Raw genomic sequence first — 17,339 nt, forward strand, 5'->3', positions numbered from 1 at the left:
TAAAATTATAGAGTAAAATTTTTGTGTCTTTTGTGGTTAAAATAATTTCAAATTGTTACGGTTTCCCATCCTGAAAATCAATTTTTCTTTTTGTAATTTTGAGACATGGAAATAACGTATTTAATTATTGGATTTATTGCCGGAGGAGTTCTCGGAGCGGTTATTTTATATTTCGTGTTGAAATCTTCCATGATTTCAAGAAGTCTTTATGACGATCTCAACAACTCGCATATCAGAAACAATTCCGATCTTGAAAATTCAAACCTGAAAATTCAGGAATTAAATCAACAGATCAACAAGGAGAAAGAATTGAATCAACAACAATCTGATTTATTAAATGATCTCAAAAGTGAATTTGCCAAAATATCAGCTGAACATACTTCCCTGCAAAATCAGTTTCAGGAACAGAAAGAGATCAACACCAGACAGACTACTCAAATTGAATCTTTATTAACAGAGAAACAAAATATTTTCGCCAAAAACTCAGAGCTTTCTGCCATCAATGAAAGTTTACAGAAATCTCTTGAAACACAGAAAGAGGAAATTGCTAAAATTCAGGAAGAAGCAAAACTTCAGTTTGAAAATTTGGCCAACAAAATTCTTGAGGAAAAAACAGAGAAATTCACGACACTTAATCAGAATAATCTTAAAACAATCCTGGAGCCTTTCCAGGAAAAAATTACAGATTTAAAAAACAGAGTGAATGAAGCTTACGAAAAAGAAAATAAAGAACGCTTTTCTCTGGCTGAAAAAGTGAAAGAACTTGCAGAACTGAATCAGCAGATCTCTGAAGACGCTAAAAAATTAACAAGAGCTTTAAAAGGCGAAAGCAAAACCCAAGGAAACTGGGGTGAAATGATCCTTGAAAGCATCCTTGAAAAATCCGGATTGGTAAAAGGAAGAGAATATTTCCTTGAACATGAGCTTCGTGATGAAGACAACAAGGCTTTATTTTCAGAATTTTCAGGTAAAAAGATGCGACCGGATGCTGTTGTGAAATATCCCGATGAAAGAAATGTAATTATTGATTCAAAAGTTTCTTTAACAGCTTTCACGGAATTAGTAGATGAAACTGATGCGGATATTTATGCCATGAAGCTTAACCAGCATTTATCTTCTATCAAAAACCATATCCAGCAATTGAGTCAGAAAGCCTATGATGATTTTGGAAAATCTCTGGATTTTGTCATGATGTTCATTCCTAGTGAACCTGCCTATATTGCAGCAATGCAGGCTGATCAAAACTTATGGAACTATGCCTATGAAAGAAGAATTTTATTATTGAACCCTAGTAATTTAATTACCTCTCTGAAACTTATTGCCGACCTATGGAAACGTGAATATCAAAACAGAAACTCCATGGAGATTGCGGAAAGAGGAGCGAAATTATATGACAAATTTGTCGGATTTGTAGATAACCTGGAAAAAGTTGGTAAAAACCTGGATCAGGCAAAAAATGTTTACAATGATGCTTATAAACAATTATCTACCGGAAATGACAATTTGGTGATTCAGACACAAAAATTAAAATCTTTGGGTATCAAAAATAAAAAAGAACTTCCCCAAAGCCTGATTGATAATAGTGAGAGTACATTAAGTCTGGAAGATTAGTTTTATATAAAAACAGACCTTATTAATTTAAAATTTCCCGAATGCTAATAGAAAGTTTTCAAAACGATAAAATAAAGAATATCACTAAACTTCTTACCGACAACAGGTTTAGAAAGAAATCAAAAGTTTTTGTTGTAGAAGGACAACAGGAAAATGAAAGAGCTCAGTATTATGGTTTTGAGCCTGTTGAATTTTTTATTTCTGAAAGCATTTTCAAAGGAAAACTTCCTGATTCAAAGATTCACTATGTAAGTGAAAAAGTATATGAAAAAATAGCATACCGCGGAACATCTGAAGGGATTATCGGAGTTTATAACGTAAAAGAAACTCCATTAAGTTCATTTAAGCCTAAGAGCAACTCTACCATCATTATCGTTGAAGGAGTAGAAAAGCCCGGAAACTTGGGCGCTATTTTAAGAAGCTGTGAGGCTTTCGGGATAGATGCACTGATTGTAACTGATGCCAAAGCAGATTTTTACAATCCGAATGTCATCCGTTCCAGTGTGGGCTGCCTTTTCGGAATGGAAGTTTTCCAGGCTGAAAATAAGGAAACCTTAGAATTTCTTCAAGGCAATACTTTTAATATTTACACCACCATTATGGATGAAAGTGCCGAAGATCTTTATCAAAGAGATTTTACCCAAAGATCTGCCATTTTATTCGGGACCGAACATTCCGGCTTAAGTGATTTTTGGTCAGGAAAAGGAAAGAATACACTTATCCCAATGTCCGGGAGCATTGATTCATTAAATTTAAGCAATGCCGTAGCGATTACCTGTTATGAATCCTTAAGACAAAAGAACAGTCAGAATTAAACATTAGATTATGAACATAAAAAAACCGTTTCACTGGGTGAAACGGTTCTTTATTTTTAGTAAACAGTTACTAATTATTTTTTAGCAGCGTCTACAGCTTGTTTAGCGTCTTTAGCAGCATCTTTAGCAGCATCAGCAGCTCCTTTAGCAGCATCAGCAGCTCCTTTAGCAGCGTCTTTAGCAGCATCAGCTCCAGCAGCAGTAGTAGCAGCAGCAGCATCTTTAGCAGCATCTACAGTAGCAGAAGCAGCAGAATCAACAACAGTAGCAGCAGAATCAGCTACAACAGCAGCAGAATCAGTAGTAGCTACAGCAGCAGAATCAGCAGCGTTAGTTTCAGTAGCTTCAGTTTTTTTACAAGCAACTAGAGAGATTGCAGCGATAGCAGCTACGAATAATGACTTTTTCATAATAAATTAAATTTAATTTTGTTAATATTGTTCTTTAAAATTCTTTTCGTTCTGTTATTTGAACAAGACAAAGGTATAGCAGATAGAAAAGTTGTTTATGAAAAATAATTGTAATACCTTTGTAAAATAGTTTTACAAAAAAACACATCTGAAAATCAACTATTTAATCACCACTTGAAAAATTGACAGATTTAGATCTATTACATTTTGAGCAGCTAAAAAGGGACGTTCAGGCTCAATATCTAAAAGAACACACCCCTTCCTATGATGATATATCAAAATGGAAGGGTATAGATATTATCTATTTCCAGGAAGATCTTCGCAAAAAGGCCAAAGGGAACATCAGCGAAAAATCTTTTTATACTTATTTCAAAACTTCACCGGTTACCAAACTGCCAAGAATTGATATGCTTAATTTATTAAGTATTTATACGGGTTACGAATCATGGTACGAATTCAAAAAGCAGCATCTTTTTGCAGGAGAGTTATTACAGGATGATGAAGATTTGGATGAAAATGATCTTCAGGAATTGGAAAAAACGGTTAGCAATTCACCTGAACTTCCAAAAACTGAAATTCAACCGGCAAAAGTTGAATTTAAAGCTCCTGAAAATTCTGATTTACAAAAATCAAATACTGATAATCAGAACATTAAAGAAAATCAAACACCAACAATACAACCTGAAATAATTCCTTTAAAAACCAACAAAAATTTTGTTAAAAAAAATGCCTGGGCAATTGTTACCTCCATTTTAATTGTTATTACTGGTATTTTAGGTTTTAAAGATGAAATTTTTTCTAAAGAGTATAAATATTGTTTTACGGATGCCGATCGTGGAGTTTCTGTAATCAATACCCTTGAAATCAAAATCCTTAAAGAAAACGAATCCGATCTCTTGTATAAAGTGAAACCCGGAGAATGTTTCTACTACTCTACTAAAGATAAAAACCTGAAGATGGAGATCAGTGCGCCTTTCTACGAGCCTTTGAAAGTGAATAGAAATCTGGAAAATGCTCCAGGAGAAGAAATGATCGAGCTGAAGCCGGATGATTACAAAATGGCAGTTTATTATTTCTCCAGAAAGGATGTAAAAGGTAACCCGGAAGAGCAAATAGCTCTTATGAAACAAAAAAGGAAGCAGCTGGAAAATCTTATCAGCAATGAGGCAGTCATTTACCAGGTATATGATAATGATACTTATGGCATCGAAACATTGGATAAGCAAAAGTATATTACCTTAGTAACAACGCCTACAACGTCACTTAAAAACCTTAATGTCATCAAAATGGAAAAAGACAAAAAGGGAAAAATAATCTCAATTAAATTTAAAATTGCAAGTACCGATGAAAAGAATAAATAACTTTTTGATTTTTACGATCTTGCTGCTCGCTTTATTCTCATGCAATAAAAAGAAAACAGAAATAAGCGACCTTGATAAACTGAGAAACAGCAACAATACAAGCACTTACCCTGCCGTTCAGATGGATAGTGCCCAAGCTATCAACTTTATTACCAAACAAAAAGTACAGGAGCTTTTAGATCTGTCTACATTGTATTTATCCGGAAACAGGAATACGGAGATTGATACGCTTATTTATTCCCAAATGCAAAGCTATTTTCACAAACCGGACAGCTTAACATTTAAAAAGCTCTTCAGGGAACTTGACAGCCTGAAAGTAAAGAATGTAAAAGTAAATAATCTTCAGGTATATAAAGATTATTACAAAAAAGATACATTGGATTACGCCAAATTCAGTGTGGAATATTTTGATGACAAAAATAAATCTATAGGTACATTTGAAAAAAATGCCCAATATATTTTATTGTCCACGCCTATTAAGTTTAAAAAAGAATTTAAGTTTTATTTCCTGAACTTCTATTCCGAATCTTTAAAAAAGGACAGTACTTCAGTGGGGGTAACCAAGTAATCTAAAGGGGTATCATTTTCCCAGATGTCATCAATACTTTCCTCTGCATTGAAATAATTGATCCCAATTTTTTTGGAATCTGGAGAAAGGCTCTGGAAAAAGGCATCGTAAAAACCTTTGCCGTATCCCACTCTATTTCCATGTTTGTCACAATAAAGCAAAGGAGTGATGACATAATCAAAATGATGCTCTCCGGAATCGGTATTGGAAACAGGTTCGGAAATCCCCCAGTTATTGACTGTAAACTCTGTATTTTCAAATATTTCTATTGAGATCAGCCTATCAGTAACTTTAGGCACAAAAACACGGATATTCTGCCGTAAAAAATATTGAATGAAAATTTGGGTGTCGATTTCCTTAAACTTCTCAATGGGAATGAAAATATGAACTTTCTCGCCTGTAACAGGTCTAAAATAGCTGAGAAAATTATTGAAAATCTTTTCAGATAACAAGAAAGCCTCATCGGTTGATAAGGCTTTTCTTTTTTGCATATATATCTTTCTTAGATCTGCTTTAAGCATGACTAAAGCTCAATTTTATATAATTTATCCGATAAACGAACTCTGAACGGAAGCTCAAAAGTAATTTGATCTCCTTTTTTTGCAGTTTCACAAGGTCCTCCATTCGCAAACATCTGAGTAATGGTAACTTCCTGATCACCGGTTGTCGGTCCGGAAATCAAAACTTTATCCCCTATTGAAAGCTCTTTGTTCTCAATTAAGAATTGAGCAATTTTCGATTTGGAATAATAATGTTCAGCCTTTCCGATCAAAACTTTCTTAACAGCTATTTTTTGACGGATATTCTTTGTTTCGGCTTTTGCCAAAGGTTTGTTCGGTAACTCCCCCGATTTTTTAAATTTCAAGGCATCAGATTTTCCTTTTCTGAAAACCTTATTTCCAACCTGTAATCCTTTTCTTAATTTTACCTGCTCCTCCCAAGGCAAATGAATAGTTTCCAAACATTCTGTAGAACAGCAGTTTTCCATTGCTGCTTTACACTCGTCACATTGAATAAATAATAAATGGCAGGCGTCATTTGCGCAATTGGTATGGTTATCACAAGGTTTGCCGCATTGATGACACTGTGCAATAATATCGTCTGTGATTCTTTCACCTAAACGGTGGTCAAATACAAAGTTCTTCCCGATAAATTTACTTTTTATCCCTTCTTCTTTGATTTGTCTTGTATATTCAATGATCCCGCCTTCCAACTGGAAAACATTTTTGAAACCCTGGTGTTTGAAATAAGCGCTTGCTTTTTCACAACGGATTCCTCCAGTGCAGTACATCAAAAGGTTTTTATCTTCTTTAAAATCCTGTAACTGCTCATTGATAATTGGTAAGCTTTCCCTGAAATTTTCCACATCAGGAGTAATCGCGCCTTCAAAATGTCCAACTTCACTTTCGTAGTGGTTTCTGAAATCAACAACAATCGTATTCGGATCTTCAAGCATCTCATTGAATTCTTTTGCTTTTAAATGAACTCCTTTATTGGTTACATCGAAAGTATCGTCATTCAATCCATCAGCAACGATTTTGTGTCTGACTTTTATCGTTAATTTTAAAAAGGAATGATTGTCTTGCTCAACAGCTACATTCAAACGGATTCCTTTCATAAAACCGTAGGCTTCCAATGTATCGCGAAAAGCTTCAAATTGATCCGCAGGCACACTCATCTGAGCATTAATTCCTTCATGAGCCACATAAATACGGCCAAGCGCATCCAGTGCATTCCAGGCTATAAATAATTCGTCGCGAAATTTTTTGGGATCTTCAATTTTGGCATACGCATAGAAAGACAACGTAAGGCGTTCCTTACCGGCTTCATCAATTAGTTGAGCTCTTTCTTCTGCGCTTAAGGTGTTATACAGTTGCATGCTATAAACGTTTTAAGTGAGAAAAATTTTTGCAAAGATAGACATTTTTCAATTAGGGATATTAATCGGGACAATCTTATCCGGCTAATGAGCAGTGAATAAGTGATTTTTTTTTCACTTTTAATAATTAAATTTAACTTTTACCTTCATGAATTCATCTTATAATTAGTGACATTATCTTTAATAAATTTTTAAGGTTCGTTAATTGACATTTCAACAATTATGACAAAAGATGTAAAATATCACTATTCCTGTTAAATTTTAGTTAAAGTTGAAACATAGCATACTAATTGCATACTTATTATGCAGTAAATTTGTTTACTGTAAAATTTTAAAACATAAAAAAAGAAGATATACAATGAAGAGTACTTTAAAAAAACTATTACCATTTGCAGTGGTGGGAGTTATTTCAGGAGCTACTGCTGTAGGCACATTACAATATTTCGGCCATAATTCCAATAATGGCGATCAGGGGTATTTTACCTCATCAACGAATGCTTCTTTTGCAGGGATGAACAGTGCTGCCATCGGGGATGATTTCGTTAAAGCTGCGAAAACAACCGTTCCGGCTGTAGTTACTATTAAGAACTATCAGAACAGGACATCCAGCAGAGCATCAGAACAGGATATGTTTGATTTCTTCTTTGGAGATCCATTCGGAGGAAGAGGACAGCAGAGACAAAAACAGCAGGCTCCGGACAATATGCCTTCAGGAATGGGTTCCGGTGTTATTATTTCGCCTGACGGATATATTATTTCCAATAACCACGTTGTGGCAGGCGCTAATAAACTGGAAGTCGTATTAAGCAACAAAAAATCTTATATCGCAACATTAGTAGGAACTGACCCGAATACGGATATTTCCTTATTAAAAATTGAAGAAAAAGGACTTCCTTATCTGAACTTTGCGAATTCTGATAATATTGAAGTAGGACAATGGGTACTTGCCGTAGGAAATCCACTGGGATTGAATTCTACTGTTACAGCAGGGATCGTTTCTGCGAAAGGAAGAGGAATCGGTATTTTAGGTTCTCAAGGTAAAGCAAGTAATCCAATTGAAAGCTTTATCCAGACAGATGCCGCTATTAATCCAGGAAACTCAGGAGGAGCTTTGGTTAACTCAAATGGTGATCTTATCGGGATCAACTCTGCGATTCAGTCCACAACCGGTTATTACCAAGGATATGGATTTGCAGTTCCTTCTAACCTGGCAAGAAAGATCGTAGAAGATATTAAGAAGTTCGGAATTGTACAGAGAGGATTCCTTGGAGTACAGTCATTAGATCTTTCCGATGAACAACAAGTAGCATCATACAACTTCCAGAAAAAAGCCAATATTAAAACAGGTTCCGGAGTATACGTCACCGGATTCGGAGAAAACAGTGGTGCAGAAGATGCAGGCCTGAAAATTGGTGATGTGATCACAAAAATAGACACTATGCCTGTAACCGATTTTGCTGATTTATCAATCGCTATCGGAAGCAAGCGTCCTGGTGATAAAGTAGCAGTTACTTATATAAGAAATGGTAAGGAAAACACTACTACCGTAACATTGAAGGATCAAAAAGGAGGTACTTCTACAAGAACGAAGGCAGATCTTAGTGTTTCAGAAAAAATCGGAGCAGACTTTGAACCATTAAGCGAATCATTCAAAACCAATTATGGGCTTAACAGCGGGGTGATTGCAAGAAATGTAGGAGAAGGAAGCGAGATGGCCAAAATAGGTATCGTTGACAATTATATCATCATTGAAATCAACGGTAAACCTGTGAATTCACAAAAAGATGTTGAAAAGATCCTGGATAAATATCAAGGAAATGTACAGGTGAAGTTTGTGGATGAATATGGAAGAATCTATACCAAAGGATTTAAAATGCCTTAATTAAAATACAATCATACTTAGTAAAAAACGCTGCAAATTGCAGCGTTTTTTTATTTATTCATTTTATCAGCGATTCTTCTTTTTTTATTCCGTTCATAAATAACCTCAACAATTTTACCTCCGATCCATGAAAAAGGAAAGAAAGTAAGGAAGATAGATATTTTATAAAAAGTTGGATGATAGGGGAAAATAATAACGTCCAGCATAGCGATGAACAGCATTATAAAACCAATAAGGATGGCATACGCCACTTTAGCATATTTCACGATAAGTGCTGTAGCTACTCCTCCAATCGTGGTTCCCAATCCGGAAACGAACAGCAGAAAACCAAAGAAGGCATCATTATTTTTCATACTTTCCAGAAATTTCTGCCAATGTTCAAAAGGAGCAAAAGCTTCAAAAGTAACCCATTGCGGAAACACCCTTATACCAAGAGTAATAGTGAGCCCTGCAATACCAAGACCTACTAACACCGCTAATGTATTTCTTAAAAAGTTCATTAATCCTGATGTGCAATCATAGAAATTTCAATATCTACATTTTTCGGAAGGCAAGAAACCTGTACCGTTTCACGAGCCGGATAACTTTCTGCATCAAGGTATGATGCATAGATGTCATTCATTACAGCGAAATCATCCATATTTTTAAGGAAGATGGTAGCTTTTACCACATTTTTAAAGGACATTCCTGCTTCTGTAAGAATAGCCTCCAGGTTTTTCATCACCTGATGAGTCTCCTTTTCAATTCCTTCCACTAATTTTCCTGTTGCAGGATCTACCGGGATCTGCCCGGAAATGTACAAAACACCGTTTGCAAGATTAGCTTGAGAATAAGGCCCGATTGCAGCAGGGGCATTAACTGTAGAGATTATCTTTTTCATTAGAATTTATTTTGGGTGCAAATATAAAATTTATATTTGATATCGTTTGAAATTAGAACGGAGCATTCGGCTGTGTGAAGCTTCGGTCTTTATATTTCAATGCATCACTTAAAATATTAGCTTTTATTCCTATAAAGAAGTCATATACTTTATATTGTCCAAAAGGTACCCAGTTAAAATTAATGGTGAAACTTCGCTGGTCCCTTGAAAAACCGATTCTCGTGTAGGCTAATTCTTTGGTTACTAAATCGTAATGAGTACTTCCGTTAATATTCCAATATGGGGTAAGCTTAATACTTCCGTCCAATCCCACCGAGGCAATCTGGCTGCCAGTACGTGTCGCCCCTCTTGAAAAAGCATAATTCGCATTGACATTTAAAGTCCATGCCTGATTAAAATGTGCATAATTATCATCATCAAAATAATAATTTTCATTTCTGATCTCTCCTTTTGCAGAATATTTTTTAGCATAATCTACTTTCTCCCCGAAAAGCTCACTGCTTAAAGGATAAGAAAGCTGTACATTAAATCCTTGTACACTGAAATGCCCGAAATCTTCAGTTCTGATTCCTGTTTCTTGTCCCGGAAGATAAAGAATCTTATATGGGTCTATTGATAAACTGGTATTTACACTAAGCTTACTGTCAAAAAAAGATGATTGCCCATTGATCGTAAATATAGACCATGGATGATCTTTTGCCGCAAAATTATAACTTCCCGAGAGATTCAATGATTCAAAGATTTTTACTTTTTTCACTCCGGTGGAATCTTTTTTGGATTTCACTTTCATTTCAATATTGTTCCCGATATTAAAACCTAAAGCACCTACCATTCCGCTTGAAGGAGTACCAACGATTCCTTTCTCGAAAACGGAATAAGGAGTCAACGCTCCGTTTGCATCATAATAATTTTTATAATACCCGAACTTAGTATCTCCAAAATCAGGCGAATATGTAAAACCGATACTTGGGGTCATCATATGTCGGATCGCTTCTACAGCAGAACCTTTTTTAAACTTCAGCATTCCATAAAGAGTAGTCTGGATACTTGCCGAAGTAGAGAAAGTAGAATATCCGGATATATTCTTATCCATTTCGTCTACCACCACATTCTTCAGAGGATCATAATATCTGTTCAACGTTTTTGTGGTAAGAGCATTATCTATATTGGCTCCTAAGCTGAATGTGAAATATTTGGCAACTGTTGTATTGGTTCCTAAAGAGATATTGTTTTTAAGCCCAGTCTGCATTTTGTCCCACATTTCCTTTTTGAACAGTTCACCTTCGCTGGTATTGACAAAGTTCGTTAGGTTAAACCCTGTATTCACCGTAATATTTTCCAATAATCCTTGTCTTGTCCCTGTTTTAGATTTGAAAAGATAAAATTGATTGACCGCTATATTCATCTGAGGTAATCGCAGATCGGCAAGGCCGGTAGCAAAGTTCTGTGAATAAGAGGCGGTACCGGTAATTGTGATTGGAAGCTTTAAAAATCTTTTAGTTAACGTAACTGTTGAGTTCTGTTGGGTATTCAATACATTCTGGTTAAATATATAATTGTTATTAACCGTATTATTATAGAACTTTGTACTCACAATATCTACTGAAGCCGTAAAATTAAGGAACGGGTTCGCTTTTGTATCCTGTGTATGTCTCCAAGCAATCCTGTATGTACTGTTTTTAGTATAATCATCCAATCCTTTGATTCCTCTTACCGTAGTTCCTATATCGGCTGAAAAGTTCCCGGAATAGCGGTATTTCTTCACGTAATTCATTTCCGGCCTTAAGTTCCAGCTCCCTTTTGTATAGATATCAGCAAGGACTTTAATATCAAAGTGCTCCCCGATCGGTTGATAATACCCTAAGCTATTTAGAAAGAAACCAACATCTTCCCTTTCCCCGAAACTCGGAATCAATATCCCCGCAGATCTTTTATCGGAAAACGGAAGTATTGCAAATGGCATAATAAGAGGAGTCGGTACACGTTCTATGTACATTTGGATAGGTCCCGTTACAATCTGGGATTTATTCTTTCCTTTTATTAATTTAATATTAGAAGCCAGCAAGTGATAGTCTGCTGCAGTATCTTTTTTCTTAATAAAATAATCATCCGTAGTATAAAGACCATGTCTCATGGCAAAAACAGAGTCATTATATTTTTTGGTTTTATTGGCTACAATCACCCCTTCGCTTTCCTCTGTTCTTGCATTGTAGGCAATGGCCTGTCTTGTCTTTGTATTGTAGCTGAACTGATCCGTTTCGTATTTTTTCCCGGCTTGTGTAGTAATTACCGGTTCAATGATTCTTCCTAAAGAATCCTGCTTTCCCCGTGCAAAAATGATATTTTTATTATCATCGATCGAAATATAATCCGCATCAATCTGCATATCCTGGTATTTTACCTGGGCATTTTTATTAAGGAAGGTCATTCTTTTGGGAACATCCCTTCTCTGATCATCTGCTTTTGTACGAAGTACATCTTCCAGAGATTCTTTTTTCAATATTACAGTATCTTTTTTGGGAATAGTATCATTTACCGCATTTTCAGGCAATTTTCCAGGCGTTTTCTGTGCTAAAAAATTGTTAAAAATTAGGATAATTAAAATTTGTAATATATTTTTGAAGACGGTTTTGGCCAATGTTATGCTATATAATTAAGGCTCAAAATTAATATAATTTTTAAAACTGTAAGATGCGCAAACAAAATTTTAAAATAATTTTATCATTTCTCCTCATATTCGTTAACACCTTTATTTTTTCACAAAAGAAGTTCACTATCGTTTTAGATGCGGGACACGGAGGAAGTGATCATGGAGCTAATAGAACCTATGGTGATATTGGAAGAGTTGCAGAAAAGGATGTTACGCTTGCCATTGTTCTTAAAATCGGAAGCATGCTTGAGAAAAATAAAGATTTCAAAGTAATTTATACCCGTAAGTTTGATGAATATCCTTCTCTTTCAGACAGAACCAATCTTGCCAACAGAAGTAAAGCAGACCTTTTCGTTTCTGTTCACTGTAATTCTTCACAAAGATCCGGGGCGTATGGAACCGAGACTTATGTGCAGGGACCAGACCAGAATGATACTAACCTAGAAGTTGCCAAAAGGGAAAATGACGTAATTTATCTGGATGAAAAAGATAAGCAGGTATTTGGTTCTTATGATCCCAGTTCACCGGAATCATTAATTGCCTTGAAATTACAACAAAGCAAGTACCTTGAATCAAGCCTTCTATTAGGCGGATTGGTGGAAGATAATTTTGTAAATAAAGATAAAAGATTTTCCCGTGGTGTTTTTCAAAAGAACTTACACGTTCTGCGTATGAATGCGATGCCTTCGGTTCTTATTGAAACCGGATTCATCAACCATCCTGAAGAAAGCCATTATTTGGCATCAGATAAAGGACAGGAGGAAATTGCGGTCAGTATTTATAATGCCATCATTGATTATAAGAAAGCAATTGACAGAAAATCCGGCGGATTTACCTCAACTAAAAAGCCTGAGCCTGAAAAACCGGCAGAAGTTCCTTTAAAGAATGATTTCAGAGTATTATTAATGAGCTCTCCTACTAAATATAATGATGGCGACCCGGCACTGAAAGGATTAAACTATATTCTTCCTATCAAAGAGAACGGACAATACAAATATTATTATGGAGTTACCAATATGGCTTCTGTGAGAGATATTAACATCAAAACAGCGAAAGATGCCGGATTCAGAAATGCGTTTGCTGTTGGTTTTATGCCAAATCAGAAGCTAAACAGTGGTTATTATACAATAGAAGTATTCACCGGAAAAGATAAACTTAACGGCAACTCTCCTATTCTCTTAACTCTGAAAGATGTTGAAAGAACCAAAGAAAACGGAATTTTCTATTACACATACGGAAAGGTGTATACATTGGAAGATGCTGTGAAGCTTCAGAAAGATATTGAAGTTAAAGGAATTAAGAATACGATCATTCAGAAGGTATATAAATAGGCCAAAAATAATTTTGAAGTTCGAAAGTTTATTACTACTTTTGCGACCTCAAAATTAGGCCTATTCGTCTAGTGGTCAGGACTCAAGATTTTCATTCTTGCAACAGGGGTTCGATTCCCCTATAGGCTACTATATAAAAAAAGTCTTTTTAAAAAAGACTTTTTTATATTATTAAATCCGGCAAATTTAAATGATATCTGATCATATCTATTTAGGATTTAAAAAAAATTATTTAATTTTGCATCACTTTTTCCTTGGTAAAGAAGTCAGGATAAAAATTCTTTGAGTTTTTATTGAGGAGACAAATGATTGAAAATTAAATTATGAAGCCTTCCCGGGAATTTCCCGACGGGCAAAAACTTATATCATGCCGGATTTAAAAATTCAGGAAGCTAAATTGCTTTTTAATAAAATCCACTCTGACCCAAAAAGTTATGATTTAAAAATCAATGAAGGAGGGATAACAGGCAGCGATGATAAAATTAGTTTCAGATTTTATAAGAGTGGAGAAAAGGTTGCTTTTGAGGTAACTATAGAAGACCTTACCTTCACCAATACTACTGGAGAATGGAACAATGCAATGATCATGTTGAAGAATACGATCAGAAAAATAGAGAAAGAAAAAGAAAATTTAAAAATAGAACAAGCAATCAATAAACTTAGAGAATATCTTTCCAAAGAAAATTAAAATTTTTAGAAAATAAATTTGGCGGATAAAAAAAAAGTTTATACTTTTGCACTCACATTTGAACGATATGGCAAATCATAAATCAGCATTAAAAAGAATTAGACAAAACGAAGCAAGAAGACTTCGTAACAGATACTACCACAAGACTGCTAGAACAGCTATGAAAGTATTGAGAAATGAAGAGGACAAAGCTGCTGCTGCAGAGCAATTGCCAAAGGTTATCTCTTTGTTGGATAAATTAGCTAAGAAGAACATTATCCACAAAAACAAAGCAGCTAACTTGAAAAGCAAATTAACTAAGCACGTTAACAAACTAGCTTAATAAGTATAGTAGGCCCGTTCGTCTATCGGTTAGGACCTCAGATTTTCATTCTGGTAAGAGGGGTTCGATTCCCCTACGGGCTACAAAAAAAATAAGAGTTGTAAACTTATAAAAACAAAAGCTAACACATTAATTTCGATTAATGGAAGGTAGAGGGCCCGTTCGTCTATCGGTTAGGACCTCAGATTTTCATTCTGGTAAGAGGGGTTCGATTCCCCTACGGGCTACAAAGCACTGAATATAATATATTCAGTGCTTTTTGTATTTGGTTCTTAATTTATATTTACTCCGAACAAATGCCCTACTAATGCCGTCACTCCCATAGCTACGGTTCCCCAGAAGCAAATTCTCAAAACAGCGAGTTTAATTCCGGAGCCACCCATTTTTGCAGAAATAGCCCCTAAAGCCATTAAGAAAATAATGGAAAAACCATATTGACAATATACCATTAATTTTATTGGTGCTGCCAAAGAGACAATAAATGGTAATAGAGCTCCCATAGCAAAAGATCCAAACGAAGCAATTGCCGCCTGCAAAGGTTTTGCTTGTGTAATTTCATTCATTCCCAATTCATCTCGGGCATGAGCCTCCAAAGCATCATGATCTGTAAGTTCTTTAGCAACCTGCAATGCGGTCTCTTTGCTGACGCCTCTTTTTTCATAAATTTTGGCTAATTCATGCAACTCCTGTTCGGGCATTTCTTCCAACTCTCTCTTTTCTCTAAAAAGATCAGCTTTTTCAGTGTCTTCCTGTGAACTTACCGAAACATATTCTCCGGCAGCCATAGACATAGCACCCGCTATCATTCCAGCCAAGGCAGCCAGAATAATAGTATTTCTATCAGGTTGTGCTGCCGCAACACCAATAACAATACTCGTGGTAGACAACAATCCATCGTTGGCGCCTAAAACAGCTGCCCGGAGCCATCCTACCCTGTTTACATAATGCTTTTCAATTTGATGATGCATAATTAAAAGTTTAAAACAATTCCGACTCCCATACTTTTAGATTCAATTACAGGATACAATAAAGCTACGCTTTTATTTTCTTTTTTATTAAATAGTCCATTAACCACAGGAAACAGCCAATAAGACAATTCTGTACTCAATATACCAAATCCTGCTCCTGCAACCACATCTCCCACCCAATGCTTATCATTGAGCGTTCGGTAAACACCGGTAAAGATGGCAATAGGATATCCGGAGAGAGAGAGCCAGAAATTATCATCTTTATATTCCCTGAAAAGGAACTGTGCTGATGAAAAAGCAGCAGCAGTATGACCGGAAGGAAAAGAAAGATGATTAGTCCCGTCTGGACGCTCTTCTTTCACTATATGCTTCAAAGGCAATACAAACGCCGCAGAAATAAGTTGAGAAGTTCCATAGATAATAGTTCTTTCTTTAAAATTATGCTTCCCTTTTATTCCCGCAAGATTATATCCATATACCAAAACAGCTGGCAAATATTGAGTATAATTATCCAGCTTAATATGTTTAGGCTGATGTTCTCCTATTTCATATTGAGTGGATCTGTTCAGATTCTTCAATGCATCTGAGCTTAAACTTAAAACTCCATAGCCAATGAAAGCTGTAGGAACTATCAGTTTTTTATAACTGAATTGATACATTTTCTCATGATACATCATCAGCTTCTGCTGATTGTAATCAACAGAGTCCGATTTAGTCTGCCCAAATATAATATTCGAGCAGCCCAAAATCAGTCCTATAATTAATAGTCTCATAGCTTATCATTTAAATCTTAAATTTAATGATATAATATCAGATTTCATTCCTACAGATTTAGTATAATGTCCGTATCTGATCTCCAACATATTAAGACGTTCTATTCCAAACAGTCCGTTCTTTGGATTGAACCGGATTCCGGCCCCATAAAAATGGCTGTCAAACTTTGAAAGATCGTAATTGCTGGTATAGTAATCGTCAAAAGCAGTATGTTGCTGATAAGGCGCAAAATATTTAGCAGCTGTCTGGGAATAATATCTGTAAAAAGGGCTTACAGAAACAAAAGGAGAAATTTTCACAGGTGTTTCAATACTCAGTGTATTAGACTTCAAGCCCCAATCATCCGTATAATATCTGTAATATGCTCTCAGAATAACATGGTCTCCCAGGAAATAATTGGCTCTTACTCCCAAAGGAAGTTTAAATCTTTTATCTGGTAGTGTCTCCTGGTGAACAGAATTATCCGCAAAGTACACCCTGTGAAATGGTAAACTTAAAAAACCAGTCTGCTGAACGCCATCTGCCAGAAATTCAACCTGAAAATTCTGGTTAATGATCTGTGAATAGGCTAATGAAAGAGCAAACGTATTTCTTCCATTACTTCCTTCCTCACTTTCATTTGCGGTACGCAATTCTATTGGGGCAATCATTTTCACCTGATCCAGGTAAGCCTGGAATTTGGCAGTAAATTCTCCCATTCTATTAGCAGTTTTTTGTGCAAAACCTATAGTAGCACCATATGACTGATAATCAAATTCTGTTGAAAAGGAAACTCCACCCATAAGGGCACTTCCTTTAGTTTCATTTTCACGGCTCCAGTTAAAAGACGGATAAATTCTGTTATCAGCATGGGAAGCGGATGAATTCGCCTTAAGATCAATCATATCAGAAGAAGCGGATGAATAATGGTCTACTCCCACACTGAAATCGAATTTATTCTTTCTTTGTTTCTTATCATATTTTACCATTACCACATCTATGGTATTCGAAAAGTCCGTCAGTTTTTCGGAACCAATACCTCCGGTGACCGCAGAATTATTTCCATCCTGATGGTAGTAGCTTGAAACAAGATTGGCTTCATCCAGGGTCAGCTTTCTGGATTGCTCATTGTTAGAGGTTTCCTGTGCTTTGGAATTCATGAATCCAAAAAGAGCGATAATGCTTATAATAATTTTTTTCATTTCAATCTTTTATACATTG

General features: G+C 35.6%; 17 protein-coding genes and 3 tRNA genes. 11 read left to right on the top strand and 9 right to left on the bottom strand.

Going from position 1 to position 17,339, the window contains the following annotated elements; translation table 11 throughout:
- Positions 1 to 105: 105 nt before the first annotated feature.
- Both rmuC and EGI05_RS14425 read left to right on the top strand, forming a co-directional pair.
- The gene (gene rmuC, locus EGI05_RS14420; RefSeq protein ID WP_123263737.1) at positions 106 to 1,611 is read left to right on the top strand and encodes a DNA recombination protein RmuC; all 1,506 of its coding nucleotides are present in this window, start codon (positions 106 to 108) and stop codon (positions 1,609 to 1,611) included.
- A 41-nt stretch (positions 1,612 to 1,652) separates the two neighbouring features.
- Positions 1,653 to 2,426, top strand: coding sequence for a TrmH family RNA methyltransferase (locus tag EGI05_RS14425; RefSeq protein WP_123263738.1), 774 nt, complete (start codon positions 1,653 to 1,655; stop codon positions 2,424 to 2,426).
- Between the two features lie 74 nt (positions 2,427 to 2,500).
- Here EGI05_RS14425 and EGI05_RS14430 read toward each other — a convergent pair whose 3' ends face one another.
- On the bottom strand, positions 2,501 to 2,836 hold the full coding sequence (locus EGI05_RS14430; protein WP_123263739.1) for a hypothetical protein: 336 nt from the start codon (positions 2,834 to 2,836) through the stop codon (positions 2,501 to 2,503).
- A gap of 182 nt (positions 2,837 to 3,018) precedes the next feature.
- Here EGI05_RS14430 and EGI05_RS14435 point away from each other — a divergent pair, with 182 nt between their 5' ends.
- Entirely contained in the window at positions 3,019 to 4,197 is a 1,179-nt protein-coding gene (locus EGI05_RS14435; protein WP_123263740.1) for a hypothetical protein, read from the top strand.
- Positions 4,181 to 4,765 carry a hypothetical protein gene (locus tag EGI05_RS14440; protein WP_123263741.1) on the top strand — a complete coding sequence of 195 codons (585 nt, stop codon included), beginning with the start codon at positions 4,181 to 4,183 and terminating at the stop codon, positions 4,763 to 4,765. Before EGI05_RS14435 ends, EGI05_RS14440 begins: the two co-directional genes overlap by 17 nt.
- On the opposite strand, the gene EGI05_RS14445 is transcribed toward EGI05_RS14440, so the two are convergent.
- Positions 4,714 to 5,256: a 5-formyltetrahydrofolate cyclo-ligase gene (locus tag EGI05_RS14445; protein WP_317125052.1), complete on the bottom strand. Its 543-nt coding sequence runs from the start codon at positions 5,254 to 5,256 to the stop codon at positions 4,714 to 4,716. The two genes, EGI05_RS14440 and EGI05_RS14445, sit on opposite strands and share 52 nt — an antisense overlap.
- Before the next feature lie 32 nt (positions 5,257 to 5,288).
- The gene (gene trhO / locus EGI05_RS14450) at positions 5,289 to 6,644 is read right to left on the bottom strand and encodes an oxygen-dependent tRNA uridine(34) hydroxylase TrhO (RefSeq protein WP_123263743.1); all 1,356 of its coding nucleotides are present in this window, start codon (positions 6,642 to 6,644) and stop codon (positions 5,289 to 5,291) included.
- A 358-nt stretch (positions 6,645 to 7,002) separates the two neighbouring features.
- On the opposite strand from trhO, the gene EGI05_RS14455 reads away from it, so the two are divergent.
- Positions 7,003 to 8,526 (top strand): trypsin-like peptidase domain-containing protein, encoded by a 1,524-nt coding sequence (locus tag EGI05_RS14455; RefSeq protein ID WP_123263744.1) that lies wholly within the window; start codon positions 7,003 to 7,005, stop codon positions 8,524 to 8,526.
- 50 nt (positions 8,527 to 8,576) lie between these two features.
- Here the strand turns inward: EGI05_RS14455 and EGI05_RS14460 are convergent, their stop codons facing one another.
- Genes EGI05_RS14460 through EGI05_RS14470 form a run of 3 tightly spaced genes read right to left on the bottom strand, consistent with a single transcriptional unit; the run spans position 8,577 to position 12,044 of the window.
- A complete protein-coding gene (locus EGI05_RS14460; RefSeq protein WP_123263745.1) occupies positions 8,577 to 9,026 on the bottom strand; it encodes a hypothetical protein in 450 nt (149 codons plus the stop codon).
- Positions 9,026 to 9,406: a RidA family protein gene (locus EGI05_RS14465; RefSeq protein WP_123263746.1), complete on the bottom strand. Its 381-nt coding sequence runs from the start codon at positions 9,404 to 9,406 to the stop codon at positions 9,026 to 9,028. The genes EGI05_RS14460 and EGI05_RS14465 overlap by 1 nt, the downstream gene beginning before the upstream one ends.
- A gap of 52 nt (positions 9,407 to 9,458) precedes the next feature.
- A complete protein-coding gene (locus EGI05_RS14470; protein ID WP_123263747.1) occupies positions 9,459 to 12,044 on the bottom strand; it encodes a putative LPS assembly protein LptD in 2,586 nt (861 codons plus the stop codon).
- Between the two features lie 53 nt (positions 12,045 to 12,097).
- On the opposite strand from EGI05_RS14470, the gene EGI05_RS14475 reads away from it, so the two are divergent.
- The 6 genes from EGI05_RS14475 (at position 12,098) to EGI05_RS14500 (ending at position 14,624) form a co-directional block, all read left to right on the top strand.
- Entirely contained in the window at positions 12,098 to 13,387 is a 1,290-nt protein-coding gene (locus EGI05_RS14475; RefSeq protein ID WP_123263748.1) for an N-acetylmuramoyl-L-alanine amidase family protein, read from the top strand.
- A gap of 57 nt (positions 13,388 to 13,444) precedes the next feature.
- A tRNA-Glu gene (locus tag EGI05_RS14480) sits at positions 13,445 to 13,516 on the top strand.
- A gap of 238 nt (positions 13,517 to 13,754) precedes the next feature.
- Positions 13,755 to 14,075: a hypothetical protein gene (locus EGI05_RS14485; protein WP_123263749.1), complete on the top strand. Its 321-nt coding sequence runs from the start codon at positions 13,755 to 13,757 to the stop codon at positions 14,073 to 14,075.
- 67 nt (positions 14,076 to 14,142) lie between these two features.
- Positions 14,143 to 14,397: a 30S ribosomal protein S20 gene (gene rpsT / locus EGI05_RS14490; RefSeq protein WP_123263750.1), complete on the top strand. Its 255-nt coding sequence runs from the start codon at positions 14,143 to 14,145 to the stop codon at positions 14,395 to 14,397.
- Between the two features lie 11 nt (positions 14,398 to 14,408).
- Positions 14,409 to 14,480: transfer RNA gene (locus EGI05_RS14495), tRNA-Glu, on the top strand.
- A 72-nt stretch (positions 14,481 to 14,552) separates the two neighbouring features.
- Positions 14,553 to 14,624: transfer RNA gene (locus EGI05_RS14500), tRNA-Glu, on the top strand.
- 45 nt (positions 14,625 to 14,669) lie between these two features.
- Here the strand turns inward: EGI05_RS14500 and EGI05_RS14505 are convergent.
- From EGI05_RS14505 to EGI05_RS14515, 3 genes are read right to left on the bottom strand one after another with little or no spacing between them, the layout of a single operon-like run.
- Complete coding sequence (locus EGI05_RS14505) at positions 14,670 to 15,365, bottom strand: VIT1/CCC1 transporter family protein (protein ID WP_123263751.1); 696 nt, start codon at positions 15,363 to 15,365, stop codon at positions 14,670 to 14,672.
- Positions 15,366 to 15,367: 2 nt separating this feature from the next.
- Positions 15,368 to 16,138, bottom strand: a complete 771-nt coding sequence (locus EGI05_RS14510; protein WP_123263752.1) for a phosphatase PAP2 family protein — start codon at positions 16,136 to 16,138, stop codon at positions 15,368 to 15,370.
- Positions 16,139 to 16,144: 6 nt separating this feature from the next.
- The gene (locus tag EGI05_RS14515; protein ID WP_123263753.1) at positions 16,145 to 17,320 is read right to left on the bottom strand and encodes a DUF3570 domain-containing protein; all 1,176 of its coding nucleotides are present in this window, start codon (positions 17,318 to 17,320) and stop codon (positions 16,145 to 16,147) included.
- Positions 17,321 to 17,339: the final 19 nt, after the last annotated feature.

Source organism: Chryseobacterium daecheongense, from assembly GCF_003729955.1.
In the GTDB taxonomy this organism is placed as follows: Bacteria; Bacteroidota; Bacteroidia; order Flavobacteriales; family Weeksellaceae; genus Chryseobacterium; species Chryseobacterium daecheongense.

Coding starts and splice junctions, on each gene's coding strand:
- EGI05_RS14425 (WP_123263738.1), top strand. CDS start 1,653: ATGCTAATAGAAAGTTTTCAAAACGATAAAATAAAGAATATCACTAAA.
- EGI05_RS14460 (WP_123263745.1), bottom strand. CDS start 9,026: ATGAACTTTTTAAGAAATACATTAGCGGTGTTAGTAGGTCTTGGTATT.
- rmuC (WP_123263737.1), top strand. CDS start 106: ATGGAAATAACGTATTTAATTATTGGATTTATTGCCGGAGGAGTTCTC.
- EGI05_RS14515 (WP_123263753.1), bottom strand. CDS start 17,320: ATGAAAAAAATTATTATAAGCATTATCGCTCTTTTTGGATTCATGAAT.
- EGI05_RS14505 (WP_123263751.1), bottom strand. CDS start 15,365: ATGCATCATCAAATTGAAAAGCATTATGTAAACAGGGTAGGATGGCTC.
- EGI05_RS14455 (WP_123263744.1), top strand. CDS start 7,003: ATGAAGAGTACTTTAAAAAAACTATTACCATTTGCAGTGGTGGGAGTT.
- EGI05_RS14510 (WP_123263752.1), bottom strand. CDS start 16,138: ATGAGACTATTAATTATAGGACTGATTTTGGGCTGCTCGAATATTATA.
- trhO (WP_123263743.1), bottom strand. CDS start 6,644: ATGCAACTGTATAACACCTTAAGCGCAGAAGAAAGAGCTCAACTAATT.
- EGI05_RS14485 (WP_123263749.1), top strand. CDS start 13,755: ATGCCGGATTTAAAAATTCAGGAAGCTAAATTGCTTTTTAATAAAATC.
- EGI05_RS14440 (WP_123263741.1), top strand. CDS start 4,181: ATGAAAAGAATAAATAACTTTTTGATTTTTACGATCTTGCTGCTCGCT.
- EGI05_RS14475 (WP_123263748.1), top strand. CDS start 12,098: ATGCGCAAACAAAATTTTAAAATAATTTTATCATTTCTCCTCATATTC.
- EGI05_RS14465 (WP_123263746.1), bottom strand. CDS start 9,406: ATGAAAAAGATAATCTCTACAGTTAATGCCCCTGCTGCAATCGGGCCT.
- EGI05_RS14445 (WP_317125052.1), bottom strand. CDS start 5,256: ATGCAAAAAAGAAAAGCCTTATCAACCGATGAGGCTTTCTTGTTATCT.
- EGI05_RS14430 (WP_123263739.1), bottom strand. CDS start 2,836: ATGAAAAAGTCATTATTCGTAGCTGCTATCGCTGCAATCTCTCTAGTT.
- rpsT (WP_123263750.1), top strand. CDS start 14,143: ATGGCAAATCATAAATCAGCATTAAAAAGAATTAGACAAAACGAAGCA.